General features: G+C 61.7%; 7 protein-coding genes. 3 read left to right on the top strand and 4 right to left on the bottom strand.

The window, feature by feature from the left end:
- Positions 1-765: 765 nt before the first annotated feature.
- Positions 766-2,595, top strand: coding sequence for a translational GTPase TypA (gene typA, locus ACMKFF_RS05675; RefSeq protein WP_418487752.1), 1,830 nt, complete (start codon positions 766-768; stop codon positions 2,593-2,595).
- Positions 2,596-3,215: 620 nt separating this feature from the next.
- Here typA and ACMKFF_RS05670 read toward each other — a convergent pair.
- From ACMKFF_RS05670 to ACMKFF_RS05655, 4 genes are all read right to left on the bottom strand, one after another.
- Positions 3,216-4,439 (bottom strand): hypothetical protein, encoded by a 1,224-nt coding sequence (locus ACMKFF_RS05670; protein WP_419496330.1) that lies wholly within the window; start codon positions 4,437-4,439, stop codon positions 3,216-3,218.
- Positions 4,436-4,990: an RNA polymerase sigma factor gene (locus tag ACMKFF_RS05665; protein WP_419496329.1), complete on the bottom strand. Its 555-nt coding sequence runs from the start codon at positions 4,988-4,990 to the stop codon at positions 4,436-4,438. The genes ACMKFF_RS05670 and ACMKFF_RS05665 overlap by 4 nt, the downstream gene beginning before the upstream one ends.
- 132 nt (positions 4,991-5,122) lie before the next feature.
- The gene (locus ACMKFF_RS05660; protein WP_418487750.1) at positions 5,123-6,277 is read right to left on the bottom strand and encodes a D-alanyl-D-alanine carboxypeptidase family protein; all 1,155 of its coding nucleotides are present in this window, start codon (positions 6,275-6,277) and stop codon (positions 5,123-5,125) included.
- A gap of 554 nt (positions 6,278-6,831) precedes the next feature.
- Positions 6,832-7,377 (bottom strand): epoxyqueuosine reductase QueH, encoded by a 546-nt coding sequence (locus ACMKFF_RS05655; protein WP_419496328.1) that lies wholly within the window; start codon positions 7,375-7,377, stop codon positions 6,832-6,834.
- Between the two features lie 374 nt (positions 7,378-7,751).
- Here ACMKFF_RS05655 and ade point away from each other — a divergent pair, with 374 nt between their 5' ends.
- Both ade and ACMKFF_RS05645 read left to right on the top strand, forming a co-directional pair.
- Positions 7,752-9,485, top strand: coding sequence for an adenine deaminase (ade, locus tag ACMKFF_RS05650; RefSeq protein ID WP_419496327.1), 1,734 nt, complete (start codon positions 7,752-7,754; stop codon positions 9,483-9,485).
- A gap of 677 nt (positions 9,486-10,162) precedes the next feature.
- Positions 10,163-14,803 (top strand): phosphodiester glycosidase family protein (locus ACMKFF_RS05645; protein WP_419496326.1); only part of this gene is annotated, 4,641 nt, incomplete at its 3' end.

The raw sequence follows: 14,803 nt of genomic DNA, 5'->3' as shown, positions 1-14,803 counted from the left end.
GCTTTCAGAATTGCAAAATAGAATTTTGCAGTATTATTTTGCAATTCTGCCGCTGCGGCGGGTGATGGAACGCGAAAGGAAACCCTGACGGTTTCCTTTCACACTTTTCTTCCCTCCGAAATTTTCGGCTGGACAGGTTTTTTGACAGTCTGCGGCCCCGCTGCACCCGCAGCGGGGCCTGCGTTTTATGGGGGGGGAATTGCAGGGGAGGGGAAGGTGCAGGCGGAAAATTGAAAATGGAAAGCGGAAAGTTTTGCCAAGCGGCCAGCCATGCGTTGTAGGGGAGCGGCATGCCGCTCCCGGCGCTGCACGGACGACTGGTACAGGTTGACGATAAAACAGTAATAGCCCCCAAATTGTCATTGCGAGGAGGCCGAAGGCCGACGTGGCGCCCTGAGCGCGAAGCGCGAGGAAGTGCCCTTGGGGTGCAATCTCGGGAAGGCACTGCCGTCCCGTACCGGCTGCCGAAAAAACGTACAGACACAATCGGTGCATACCATTTTAACGGTAGCCTGTTCGTATCGGCAGCATTGTGCCGGGAGCGGCATGCCGCTCCCCTACAAAGGCATGTGCGATTGGCGATTGTGCCACCAAACCTGCAGTCTCCATGGTGCTTCCTGCCCGCAAAGGGCACGCTGCGTCCGTTTTTTACAAAAAAGTTCGAAAAATCACGATTTTCACCTTGCGGATTTTGCCTTCGTGTGGTATATTTTCATTTTGTGGACAAAAAATCTATTAGACCGGATACAGAAGGGACTGTCTTCCATGACGGATCAGAAAAACATTCGAAATATCGCCATCATCGCGCACGTTGACCATGGCAAGACGACACTGGTCGATGAAATGCTCAAGCAGGGCGGCATCTACCGCGAGAACCAGGCCGTGGTGGACCGCGTGATGGACTCGGGCGATCTGGAGCGTGAGCGCGGCATTACCATTCTGGCCAAGAATACCGCCGTGCATTATAAGGGAACGAAAATCAACATCGTCGATACCCCGGGCCACGCCGATTTCGGCGGCGAGGTCGAGCGTATCCTCAAGATGGTCAACGGCGTTCTGCTGCTCGTCGATGCGGCGGAGGGCCCCATGCCGCAGACCCGCTTCGTGCTGCAGAAGGCGCTGGAGCTGGGCCACAAGGTCATTGTCGTTGTCAATAAGATCGACCGGCTCGATGCCCGCGTCGAGGAGGTCATGGACGAGGTGCTTGAGCTGCTGCTCGACCTGAACGCCACGGACGAACAGTTCGAATCGCCGACGCTGTTCTGCTCCGCGCGGCAGGGCATCGCCAGCTACTCGCCGAACGAGACGGGCGTGAATCTCGACCCGCTGTTCGATACCATCGTCAACTATATCCCTGCGCCGGAGGGCGACCCCACGGCGCCCATGCAGATGCTCGTCTCCTCTATCGATTATAACGACTATGTCGGCCGTATCGGCATCGGCCGCGTCGAGCGCGGTACCGTCCGCGTCAATCAGGAGGTCGCCATCTGCGACTATCACGATCCCAGCCACTCCGCTAAGGGCAAGATCGTCGCGCTCTATGAGTTCGACGGCCTCGGCAAAAATCCCATTCAGGAGGCAGGGGCAGGCGAGATCGTCGCGTTCTCCGGCATGGCGGACATCACCATCGGCCGCACGATCTGTGCGCCGGAGCAGGTGGAGCCGCTGCCCTTCGTGAAGATCTCCGACCCGACCATCGAGATGACGTTCTCCGTCAACGATTCTCCGTTCGCGGGCAAGGAGGGCAAGTACGTCACGTCACGAAACCTGCGCGACCGTCTGCAGCGCGAGCTCCTCAAGGATGTCTCCCTGCATGTGACGGAGCAGGGCACAGACGCGTTCAACGTCGCGGGCCGCGGCGAGATGCACATCTCCATTCTCATTGAGACGATGCGCCGCGAGGGCTATGAGTTCCAGGTCAGCACCCCGCGCGTTCTGACAAAGGTCATCGACGGCAAGGTCTGCGAACCGATCGAGCGCATGGTGGCCGACGTTCCGGAGGCCTCCATGGGCAGCGTCATCGAAAAAATGGGCCGCCGCAAGGGCGACCTGCTCTCCATGAACCCCGTCGGCAGCCGCTATCGCCTCGAGTTCCTCGTTCCGTCGCGCGGCCTGTTCGGCTATCGCAGCGAGTTCCTGACCGATACGCGCGGCGAGGGCATCATGTCCTCCGTGCTGGATTCCTATGCCCCCGTCAAGGGCGAGATCGAGCGCCGCAAGACCGGCTCGCTCGTCGCCTTTGAAAGCGGCGAGGCCTGCACCTACGGCCTGTTCAACGCGCAGGAGCGCGGCGTCCTGTTCATCGGACCGGGCACGCAGGTCTATGCCGGTATGGTCGTCGGCGTCTGCTCGCGCAACGAGGATATGACCGTCAACGTCTGCAAGAAGAAGCAGCTGACGAACATGCGCGCCGCCGGTGCGGATGATGCGCTCCGCCTGACGAGCCCGCGCCAGATGTCGCTGGAGCAGTGCCTGGAGTTCCTTGCGGACGACGAGCTGCTCGAGGTCACGCCGCAGAGCCTGCGCATCCGCAAGCGTGAACTGGATCACGCAGCCAGAATGCGCCAGATGATGAAGCAGCGCAACAATCAGTAAAAGAACAAAGCAAACGGGAGCGGACGCCGTCCGCTCCCGTTTTGCATGAATTCGGGGGTGTGCCACGCTCGGTGCTGCACCTGCAAACTGGTACAGACTGTCGTTAGCATGGTGTGCACCAATTGCGTCTGTAGCGGCGCTCAGTGAGCGCCTAAGGCAGTTGCGGGTATTGCAGCAGTAATTCAGCGGCGCGAGGCAAACAGATTTGTCATTGCGAGGAGGCCGCAGACCGACGTGGCGCCCTGAGCGCGAAGCGCGAGGAAGTGCCCTTGGGGCGCAATCTCGGGTAGGCAGTTACGTTTTTGCCGGAAGTACCCTGTTATCCAGCCGGGTCCTGCGAGATTCCCACGTCGCTTCGCTCCTCGGAATGACAAATCTGGGGGCATTGCGCGGTCAACGATGTCACTCCATAACTTGCCAGCCTGCAAGGCGCTCGCCGCCCGTAAAGGGCACGCCGCATCCGTAAGGCGGCAAAGCCGCCAACGGCTGCGCAGTGAGCGCCGCTATAGACGTAATCGGTTTTACCATTGTAACGATAGCCTGTTTCCTGCGCCGGTGCGGCGCCGGGAAGGGCATGCCCGTCCCCTGCAGCGCGCTATAGATACCCCATATCACAAGCCTTATCCATCAAGCAAAAATTCCAGCAGCGCCAGCGGGTCCTGCGCATAGACGCTGATCTCCAGCAGGGTGCCGTCGGGTTCGAGCACGCCGAAGCTCGCGCCGGAGCAGCCCGCAAAATCACCCTGCCACAGCCGCGCGGCCAGCACATCCCGCGTCAGCTCCTCCCGGTAGAAGACCGGGAAGTTCCGGGTGTCCGGGTCGACGGCCGCGCCGTCCTCGGGCAGGCGCAGGTCGTAGCGCGCCGTTTCGTCCGCGTGGACGAGCGTCGGGATCTCCGACGGATGGCTGACGGTGACCGTCAGGTTCTGCACATCGGCGCTCCAGCTGGCCGTCAGCCAGTCGCGGCCTTCGCCCAGCTCGCGGTGCGCGCGATCAAAGGGGAGGGCGACCGCCGTGGGGAGATAGCACCCAAAGCGCTCGTCGGCATAGGCCGCCTCCTCGTCCAGCTGCTCACTGCGCCAGACGGGAATGTCCGCCGTTTCGAGCTGATGCAGCTGCAGCACGCCGTCCGGCTCCAGCGACTGCGTGACGAGCCGCGCGGCAAGCTCCTGCAGCGGGGGAAGCTCCCCCTCCATCGTGATGCGCATGCCAACGGCGTCTGCGCCCTCGCCGCGCACGAAGCTGACGACGGCGTGGGACGGCCCTGCGGCCGCTGCCACGGGGACGCCGAAGACCTCGCACGTCTCCTCCGCAGGCTCGGCCAGACAGGCGGGCGGCAGGTGCTCCGGCGAAAGCTCGGCCGTGAGCGTGCCGTCTGCCGTCTGTACCGTCAAGCGCACGATCCACGGAACGCCGCTTCCGTCATAGATGACCTCGTTCTCCGCGTCCGTCAGCCAGAGCGTCTCCTGCCCCCAGATGGAGGCCAGCTGCGCCTCGGACAGCGTGCGGATGAAATAGCCCTCCGGATAGGCGATGTCGGCAGCGGCGGCAAAAAGCTCCGTGCCGTAGACAAGCTCCGCAGGCTCCGGAATGGCCGGTTCGCCCGCAGCCGACGGTTCGCCTGCTGTCGGCTCGCTCGCCAGCGTGGGGACGGCAAGAGACGACTGCGGCGTGGCATTTTTCCACGGGTGCAGCCAGAGCAGTCCGCCTGCAGCCAGCAGGGCGCAGGCCGCAAGCGCGCCCCAGCGGAGCGCCGGATGTCTGCGCGGCGCGGCCTCGGGCAGCGGCTTCAGCAGATCGTCGTCGATCTCATGGAAGGCATCATACAGATCCTCCGGTCTCATAACAGTTCCTCCTGTTCCAGATAGTCCCGCAGGCGGCGGCGCGTGCGGTGCAGCGTCGTCTTTACGGTGTTTTCCCGCATGGAGAACCGGGCGGCGATGCCGCTCAGCGGCAGGGCGTAAAAATACCGCGCCAGAAAGACCTGCCGCTGACGCTCCGGGAGCGTGCGCAGAAAGGCGGAGAGCGCGCTGCGCAGGGCCTCCGCCTCCGCGCGGTCGGCCGGGCTTTCGCCGCCCGGCAGGCACTCGGCCAGCTCGTCGAGCGAGACGGCGACGACGCTGCCGCCGCGCTTCTGCGCATTCTGCGCGCGATAGCGGTTCAGGGCCGCATTGCGTGTCAGCTTGGCCAGATAGGCTGCCAGATGCACCGGCGCAAGCGGCGGAATGGCCTGCCATGCGGCCAGCAGGGCGTCATTCACGCATTCCTCGGCCGTTTCCGGGCCGGCGATCCGTGCCGCAAGGGCGGTCAGGCCGGGGCCGAGCTGCGCATAGGCTGCGGCAAGTCCCTCCTCATCGCGTGCGAGGAAGCGCTGCAGGATCCATGTTTCGTCCATCCTGTTCTCCTTCGGGTTTCGTCCGCGGCCGGGCCGCGGGGTTATGAGGCCTCTCACCCTATATGACAGAAAAGCCGCGCCGCAGGTTCCCAATTCGGGTCCTGCGGCGCGGAAATTTTTACGCTTTCTCCCTTACTCTTCCGGCATGGTCATGCACAGCCGCCGCAGCAGGCGGCAGGTCAGCTCCCACCATGTCAGCCGCTCGATGCCCTCCGGCGCGATGATGGGGATCTCGGCCAGCGTCTCGCCGTTGGCGGAGATGGTCAGTGTGCCGAGCTGCTGGCCCGCGGCGACGGGCGCTTCCACCCGCTCAGCCAGCGTGACCGTGCGCGTGACGGCGGCCTGCAGACCCTTCTCAATGAGGATCGGCGCGGCCTGCTGCAGCTCCGGCTGCACGGCGGCCTTCTGCCCGAGCGTGACCGGGACCGGCTGCAGCGGCTCGGGCATCTCGGTCGAGACGAGGGCATAGTTGGCAAAGCCGTAGTCCAGCAGGGCCTTGGCGGAGGAAAAGCGGTCTGCGGAGCTGGCGCAGTGCAGCACGACGGCGATGAGCTCGATGCCGTCGCGCTTGGCCGAGGCGGCAAGGCAGTGCCCCGCGGCCGAGGTATAGCCCGTCTTCAGACCGGTCGTGCCCTGATAGAAGCGCACGAGCTTGTTCGTGTTCGAAAGGCCGAATTTCCCGCCGCGCACCGTGTCCATCCAGATGGTCGTGTAGTCGCGGATGCGGTCGTGCTTCAGAAGCTCCCGCGAGATCACGGCGATGTCGTGCGCCGTCGTCAGGTGTTCGGCCGCTTCCGGCGCATCGTCCAGCCCCGTGCAGTTGACAAAATTCGTGTCGAGCAGGCCCAGCTCCTGCGCGCGCTGGTTCATCATGCCGACGAACGCGCTCTCGCTGCCCGCCACATGCTCCGCCAGCGCCGTGGCGCAGTCGTTTGCGGAGCTTACGACGACGGATTTGAGCATTTCGTCCATGCTCATCTCCTCGCCCGGCTCCAGATAGACCTGGCTGCCGCCCTTGGCACAGGCGGCCTCCGAGGCGATGACGGTGTCGTCCCAGCCGATGCGGCCGGTGTCCAGCGCTTCCATGACGAGCAGCAGCGTCATGACCTTCGTCACGGACGCCGGGCGCAGCCGCTCCGAGGCGTTCTTTTCATAGAGCACCGTGCCCGTTGCGGCATCCATCAGGATGGCGGAGGGCGCGGCGATGTCCGGCCCGGCGGCACGGACGGGCGGCGCGGCGGCCAGCAGCATCGCAGCCGCCAGAAGGGCAGTCAGCCATTTTCGCATATCCATCAGCTCCCCAGCTTGGTTTCTTGGTACAAGCGTATGCGGGGAGAGAGACGCCCATGCGGCGGATATTTGGGAACGCTGGCAAGTGGAAAGTTGAAAATGGAAAGCGGAAAGGTTCCAGGGTTGACTGTAGCGGCGCTCAGTGAGCGCCTTTGGCAGTCGCGGCTTTCCGGGTGCCTACGTTGATTGCACAGGCCATTGTAGGGGAGCGGCATGCCGCTCCCGGCGCACCGCTGCCAACTGGTACTGGTTGATGATAAAGCGGCAATGGCTCCCGATTTGTCATTGCGAGGCCCCGAAGGGGCCGTGGCAATCTCGCAGTACCCGGCCGAATCATGAGAAAGCCTCGGCGAAAACGTAACTGCCTCCCCGAGATTGCCACGTCGGCCTGCGGCCTCCTCGCAATGACACATCAGGGTGATGCGGCGGTGCACCAGCGATCTTACGCGGTCGAATTGCCCCGTACAGGGCGGTCACTGACCGCCGCTACAGACGCAATCGGTTGGCGCGTTTTATCGGCAGCCGGTGCGTGTCGGGAACCTTTCCCGAGTTCACCGCAGAATTTTCTTCGCCTTGAGATAGCGCTCCTCCTCGGAGAAGACGCAGCCGCAGTATTTCTGAATGTACATGCCAAGCTCCCGCGCACGCTCCTGCCCGGCGCGGAACAGCGGGCGGAAATCGCGGTAGAGGAACGTCACGCCGTATTCGGCGGCGGCACGCTCCGCGACCTCGCGCAGCAGCTCGTGGTTCTGATACGGGCTGATGAACAGCGAGGAGGTAAAGGAATCAAAGCCGCCCTCTTTGGCCTCGTGCGCGGCGGCATACAGGCGCATGGAGTAGCACTTGACGCAGCGGCCGTCGATGTCCTCGGCCACGGCGCGGACAAAGGGGCGCAGGCCGTAGTCGTTGCGCTCAATGAGCGGCAGCTCGATGGAGGCGGCGTAGTCGCGCAGGCAGTTGCGGCGGCTGCGATATTCCGTGAAGGGGTGGATGTTCGGGTTATACCAGTAGCCCGTGACGGCGCAGCCGTCCGTGCGCAGCACGTCGATGCACTGGTTGGCGCAGGGCGCGCAGCAGATGTGAAGCAGGGTGTTCATGAAAGCAGCTCCTTTCCGTGCCTCCATTATACACGGCAGGCGGGTATTGTGCAAGCACACAAAATCGGGCGTGGAAATTTGTGGAAAATTCCGGTTGCGAACGCATAAAAAATGTGGTAGTATGTATCAAATTCAAGACCGTCAAAAAACCTGCCCAGCCGAAAGTTTCGGAGGGAAGGATAGTGTGAAAGGAAACCGTCAGGGTGTCCTTTCGCGTCAAATAACCCGCCGCAGCGGCAGAATTGCAAAATTATGATACAAAAAATGATTTTGCAATTCGGAAAGCAGCTTGGCGAAAAAGGCCCGAAGGGACTTTTTTGACAAGCTGATCAAATTCCACCCCCGCAGAAACCAGAAACGAAAGGATGTTGTGCATGGCCAATACCAACGAAACCTACGCTGCCCGGATCCAGCGGAAGCTGATGAAAAAGCAATATCTGGTCGAAGTCGCCACGGGCCGCCGGAAGGCAGATCTTGTGCTGAAGAATGCCTCTTACGTCAATGTGTTTTCCAATGAGCTTTGCCATGGGGATATTGCCGTGGCCAAGGGACAGATCGTCGGCATGGGCGACTATGCCGGTGAGGTGGAGTATGATGTCAGCGGCAAGATCGTTTGCCCCGGCTTCATCGACGCCCACATCCATCTGGAATCCTCGCTCGTCTCGCCCCGCGAGTTTGTCCGCGCCGTTTTGCCGCACGGGACCACGACGGTCATCACCGATCCGCATGAGATCACGAACGTCATGGGCACCGACGGCATTGATTATATGCTGCAGGCCACGGAGGGCCTGCCCATCGACGTGCGCTTCATGCTGCCGAGCTGCGTGCCCGCCACGCCGCTGGACGAGTCCGGCGCGAACCTCGATTACCGCGCCATCGACTCGTTCTATGACCACGCCCGCGTGCAGGGCCTTGCCGAGATGATGAACTATGTCGGTGTCGTCGGCGGCGACAAGGAAGTCATCGCCAAGATCGTTGCGGCGCAGGCGCACCACAAGAAGATCGACGGTCATGCGCCCGGCCTGTCCGGTAAGGATCTGGCTGCCTATATCGCGGCGGGTGTCTATTCCGACCACGAGTGCTCCGATATGGACGATGCCATGGCGAAGCTGCGCAACGGCCAGTTCATCATGATCCGCGACGGCACAGCCGCCCACAACCTCGAGGCGCTTGTCGACCTGCTGAAGCAGCCGTATTACGACCGCTGCATGTTCTGCACGGACGACAAGCACCCGAGCGACCTGCTGGAAAAGGGCCATATCGACTATCTCATCCGCAAGGCCATCCACTACGGCATCGATCCCATCGTTGCCGTGAAGACGGCCTGCCACAACCCCGCCCGCTACTTCGCCCTGAACAACCGCGGCGCCATTGCGCCGGGCTATCTGGCCGATTTTGCCATTATCGACAATTTCGACGATTTTAATGTGGAGATGGTGTTCCGCAAGGGCATGCTGACGTGCAGCAACGGCGCGGTGCATGACTTCGAGGCCCCGCGCATCGAGGATTACCTCGTCGAGCGCGCGCACGACACGTTCCATGTTGCCCACCTGACGGCGGAGGACTTCCACGACGCCCGTCCGCGCGGCGTCATCGGGCTGGTCCCCGGCGAGATCGTCTCGACGGACGCGGGCTATGCCAGCGCCATCGACCCGGAGAACGACATTTTGAAGATCGCCGTCGTGGAGCGCCACAAGAATACGCACCACATCGGCATCGGCTATCTCAAGGGCTACGGCCTGAAGCGCGGCGCGGTCGCCACGTCCATCTCGCACGACTCACACAACATCATCGTCGTCGGCGCGAATGAGGAGGACATGGCCTTTGCGGCCAACCGCATCGTCGAGAACCGCGGCGGCATCACCGTCGTGGAGAACGGGACCGTGCTCGGCGAGCTCGTCCTGCAGATCGCGGGCCTCATGAGCGAGGACAGCCTCGTCGAGGTCAACGACCATCTCGAGGCCGCGAAGGAGCGCGCCTTTGAGCTGGGCGTGTCCCGCGGCATCGACCCGTTCATGACGCTGTCGTTCATGTCGCTGCCGGTCATTCCGGCCCTGCGCCTGACGACCCGCGGCGTCATCGACGTTATCAAGCAGCAATATATCTAATTTGGACAACCCCGCACAATTGCATCTGCGGCCTTCGCCGGATATTTTTTGCCGATCCATCGGTATGAAAAACTTGAAATATTGCGCAGCCGTTGGCGGCTTTGCCGCCTCAGACTGTCAAAAAACCTGCCTAGCCGAAAGTCTCGGAGGGAAGGATAGTGTGAAAGGAAACCGTCAGGGTTTCCTTTCGCGTTAAATAACCCGCCGCAGCGGCGGCCTTGCCGCCTTACGGATGCGGCATGCCCCTTGCGGGTACACAAAGTATTCCTGCGTTTTCCATACCTCGCCTTGCCAAAAAATCTCTCGCCATCCGTTCTTGCTGATTGAATCAGAGCTTCCCTAAGGAACCCCCGCGCATGCTCTTGCTGCATGGTGCGGTGCTGCCCCTGGCACATATTCGGAGGACGCAGACGCGTCCTCCGATTTTTTTGCGCAGAGTTAACAAGCTCATCATGCAGACGGGACCTGCAAGGACTGCGCGGCAGGGAAAACAGAGTTGAATATTCAAATATCTCCGGAAAAGCGGTACCGATCCGCAGTCGGAGCTGCACAGAGCGGGAAAACAGGATTAACAGAGAAATAACGCCGGATCACGCATGCCTTTACAAATAAATGCTATAATCGGGGACGTGCCGGGGAAGACGTCCCCGCCCGCATTTTTCAAAGGAGTGATGTTCATGAACGCAAAGGTGCAGCGCGTATTGTGCTGCCTGTTGGCACTTGTGCTTACGGTTTCTCTGTTTTCGGCCATTCCGGCCGCTGCAGCGGAGCCTGCCACAATTGCCTCCGAGTCGCGGTCCGGCGCGGTGCAGGTGCAGCAGCCTGCCAATGCGCAGCTGATCGCAGCAACGAGTTATCAGCTCGTCCCCGGCGTAACGGAGACGCAGGTGATCCTCAATCAGAAAGAAAAAGAGGCGCAGGTCGCAGGCTTTCTGGCGACGATCGCGCCGGATGCGGATGTGGCATTCCGCGCATCCTATGCCGGATACTATACGGAGGACAGCACGGCTGCCAGCCGCAAAGAGGCCGCAAAGGATCTGAAGTGGAATCTGCAGACGACTACGAAGCAGGCCGCCGCCTATGAGGCCGCGACCGGGGAAAATGTCATTTTCGCGACAAACGGCGATTACTACAACATGCAGACTGCGCAGCCTCTCGGCTACCTCATTATGGAGGGCAATGTGATCCAGGGGCGCGGCGAGCCGTATTTCGCCGTTCTGAAGGACGGCAGCTACGCGCTGCGCGATGCCGGAGCGGGCTGCAGCGATGTGCAGGAGGCCATTTCCGGCCCGTTCTTCCTCGTGCGCGGCGGTCAGATCGTTGTCAGCGCGGAGGATACGGCGCTGATGCCGCGCAACAGCATCGGCCTGAAGGCGGACGGCACGGTCGTCACCTTCGTCGCGGACGGCAGACAGGACCCGTATTCGGTCGGCCAGACCCTGTATGAGCTGGCGGAGTTCCTGCTGGCGCAGGGCGTCACGGATGCGCTTTATCTGGATGGCGGCGGCTCGGCGACGTATGCCACGCAGCGAGAGGGCGAGGATGCGCTCGTTATCCGCAACAGCCCCTCCGACGGGACGGAGCGCGCGGTCTCCAGTGCACTGATGCTCGTCTCCAGAGCGCAGCCGACCGGCGAATTTGACCACGCCGTCCTGAGCCCGAACAACGAGCAGTATACGCCGGGCAGCAGCGTGCAGTTCTCCGCAGTCGGTGTCGATGCCGCAGGCGGCCAGGCAGAGCTGCCGGAGGGCCTGCAGTGGAGCGTGACGGATGCCGCAGCGGGCAGCGTGGATGCAAACGGCCTGTTCACGGCAGCCGCGGGCTACACCGGCACCGTGACGGTGCAGCTTTGCAGCGGCGAGACCGTCGTCGGCAGCACCTCGATCGTGATCGCTGAGATCGATGCGCTCTATTTCACCGGCGAGTCCATTTCGCTGGACTTCGGTGCAAGCTCTGACCTCGGCCTCAATATAAAGGCCAACCGGCGCAGCATCGTCGCCCATGCCGGCGATTTCGGCTGGAGTATGGATAATGATGCGCTGGGCAGCTTTTCCGGCAATTTGTTCACGGCTGCAAAGGCCGACAGCACGCTGACCGGCAAGGTGACGGTGACGCATACGACGCTCAGCGGGAAGGAGCTCCGCGCCGACATCCAGGTCGAGGTCGGCAAAATGCCGGTCGTCCTGTTTGACTTTGAGCCCGACGAGAACGGCGAGGTCGCAAAGTGCGCGCATTATCACTGGGGCAGCTCCTATTTCGTCGACAACGGCACGACGGAGGGCTACCGCGGCGCTGTGGATACGGTCGAGGTGATCACCGGCGGAAAATACAGCGGCTCTCCGACCCGCGCGACCGTTTCCGCACCGTTCCGCTTCACCGGCAACTTTGATACGGCCGTTCCTGCTGCAGATATTTTCCGTGCAAACGGCTATGACTTCTACCTGTGGCCGGGCACGCCCCCTCTGACCGAGTATAACTGCGGCGAGCTGAAGATCACAAGATCGGACGCAGGTGAGGTGCGCTTCGGCGAGGCCGCCATGGAGCTGGACTATGACTATGCCTCCTATGACGGCTCCCGCAACGCAAACTATTACATCCGCTACTGCGGAGAAGACATCGATATCGAGGGCTATCCCAGTGAGATCGGCGTCTGGGTCTATGCCCCGGAGGGAACGGCAAAGTACACGCCGTACATTCAGGTCGCCGCATGGAACGGCAGCGACTATACTGCAAAGTATTTTCCGCTGAAGCGTGTGGATACCGGTGAGACCGGGATCACCTGGTCCGGCTGGATGTACTGCTATGCGGATCTCACCGGGATCTGGTCTATGATCAGTACGGAGCATCCGCTGAAGATCGAACCGGGCCAGGGCCTGATCTGGCTGTCCTACCAGCCGAAGAACGGCGGCGGCCGCTACAACGGCTCCCTCTATTTTGACAATGTCCGTGTTGTATACGGCACGAATATGGATGACCTTGTCAACCCCGTGATCGGCACGACGACGGTCAACGGCGCAGAGCTTGCCGAGGACGGCTCCACGGTCCTGAACAGCAATTATGTGGAGCTGATCACAAACTACGACGACCCCGAAAGCGAAAACCGGAGCGGCATCCACGCGGAAGCGACGATCATCACCATCGACGGCGAGCGCAAGAATGCCGATAAGTCCACGACGCAGACGCGTTCCAATGCCAGCCTGAACAACGGCGTCCACACGATCGGCATCACCGTGTTCGATACGTTTGGCAACAGTGCAACGAAGAACTACAGCTTTACGATCCGCAGCGATGCGCAGACGCCCGAGATCCGCCTTGCAGGCAGTGACACCGTCACGATGGGCGGTACCTATACCCTGACGCTGACGGCGACCGATGCCCTGAAGAATGCCACCGTAGAGCTGGCACAGCTCAACACGCAGTTCGGCGAGCCGACCGTTGCATTCGCGGCAGGCTACACCGGCAGCTATACCTATGAGGAGACGGGCTTCCGCAAGGCCGCCCTGCATCTGGAGGCGGAGCGCCGCGAGGAGACGGCGGGGACAGAGCTGTGCACCATCACGTTCCGCGTCCCGTCGGATCTTGACCCGGAGATCGATTTCTTCACCTATCAGCCTGTGACCATCCGCTATACGGCGGTCGACGGCGCGAGCTACTCTGCCGCACAGCCCTACCGCAAGCTTGCACTGTCTGCATATTATACCATCGTTCCCGGTATGCAGACGGAGGGCGACAGCAGCACCGTCACCGTGCTTGACAGCGACGGAAAGCCGGCTGCGGATGTCAGCATTTTCCTGAACGGAACGGAGATCGGAAAAACGGATGCGGCCGGTAAGCTGGTGACCGATGCCATGGCCGCTCTGCCTGCCGGGACGACCTACACCCTCACGGCAAGCAGCACGCTCGGCGTTTCGTTTGCGACGAAGGGTACGGTGCTTGCGCATGCCGGCGGCAGCGGAAAGCCGATCGATATCCACCAGAACGCCGTACAGGACGGCAGCACGCAGGCCAGCATCGGCTGGTTCGCCAATGCGGCTGCCGCGCAGCAGAAGGCTGTGATCCGCTATATGACGGCCGCGAGCTATGAAAATGCGCTGCGCGCCGGATGCACGGCCGATTCCTTCGATTTCAGCAAGGCCGTGTATGTGCAGCTCAGCGGCAGCAGTGAGAAAACGGCATTCCCGATCTCCAAGGATGCCGCGCTCGTCAATCAGGTACGCCTGACCGATCTGAAGCCCGGCACGACCTACTATTACTTTGTCGGCGACGGCACGGACGGCGCGTGGTCCGACCCGATGAGCTTTACGACGACTGCCAAGAGCAGTGAGGTCTCGTTCCTCGTCATCGGCGATACGCAGATGAGCGGCAGCCCCGCTGCGGATACCGATGCCATTTCCATCCTGCAGCAGATCGGCAGTCAGGTGAAGGGCAGGCAATTCAACTTCGCGCTGCAGACCGGCGACTTCGTCGATAACGGCGGCAGCTATGACCACTGGAACGAATTGCTGGAGCTGTTCCAGCAGAATTTCCGCGGCCTTACCTTTGCGCATACGCTCGGCAACCACGAGTACTATGGCGATGCGTCCGGTGATCTGGCAAACGCGATCCTCGATCAGCCGGCGCGGGATTATTATTCCGTAGAGTACGGCAATGTCTATCTCGCCGTGATCAACAACGGTGCAAAGCTCAGCGAGGCGGCGCAGTGGCTCATCCGCGATGCGCAGGCTTCCGACTGCACCTGGAAGATCCTGAGCGTCCACCAGCCTGCTTACTATACGAACCCGAACGGCGGCAGTGACGCTTATCACAATATCCTGCCTGCGGCCGTGGATGCCGCCGGGATCGATGCGGTATTCTCCGGACACGATCATTCCTATGCCCGCACGCAGCCGATGACGGGCGGGGAAGTAGACGAAAAGAACGGCGCCGTGTATTTTATCTGCGGTGATCTCGGCGAAAAGTCCCGTCAGTCCGATTATGCCATCGTCGACGATCCGGCATTCCACTTTGCCAGGACCTCGCAGGACTACAGCGGCCTCTACCTGACGGTGCATGCCACGGAGGATACCATGGAGATCACGGCGCATGACTGCGACGGCACGGTGATCGACTCCACGACGCTGGCAAACGGTGTGACGGTGAAGCAGGTCGAGGACCTCATCGATGCCATCGGCGCGGTCGACGAAAACAGCAAGGACGCCATCGAGGCTGCCCGCGCTGCCTATGATGCACTGCCCACGCGCCTGCAGCCCGAGGTCAGCAACTACGACAAGCTCGTCAAGGCCGAGAAGGACTACACCGATCTGCTGACGGCTGTCGAG

Source organism: Faecousia sp. (assembly GCF_048519415.1).
Classification (GTDB): domain Bacteria; phylum Bacillota; class Clostridia; order Oscillospirales; family Oscillospiraceae; genus JAZOXB01.
The sequence above is the reverse complement of the archived record's forward strand: the minus strand, read 5'-3'. Positions and strand labels throughout refer to the sequence as shown.

Coding starts and splice junctions, on each gene's coding strand:
- typA (WP_418487752.1), top strand. CDS start 766: ATGACGGATCAGAAAAACATTCGAAATATCGCCATCATCGCGCACGTT.
- ACMKFF_RS05670 (WP_419496330.1), bottom strand. CDS start 4,439: ATGAGACCGGAGGATCTGTATGATGCCTTCCATGAGATCGACGACGAT.
- ACMKFF_RS05665 (WP_419496329.1), bottom strand. CDS start 4,990: ATGGACGAAACATGGATCCTGCAGCGCTTCCTCGCACGCGATGAGGAG.
- ACMKFF_RS05660 (WP_418487750.1), bottom strand. CDS start 6,277: ATGCGAAAATGGCTGACTGCCCTTCTGGCGGCTGCGATGCTGCTGGCC.
- ACMKFF_RS05655 (WP_419496328.1), bottom strand. CDS start 7,377: ATGAACACCCTGCTTCACATCTGCTGCGCGCCCTGCGCCAACCAGTGC.
- ade (WP_419496327.1), top strand. CDS start 7,752: ATGGCCAATACCAACGAAACCTACGCTGCCCGGATCCAGCGGAAGCTG.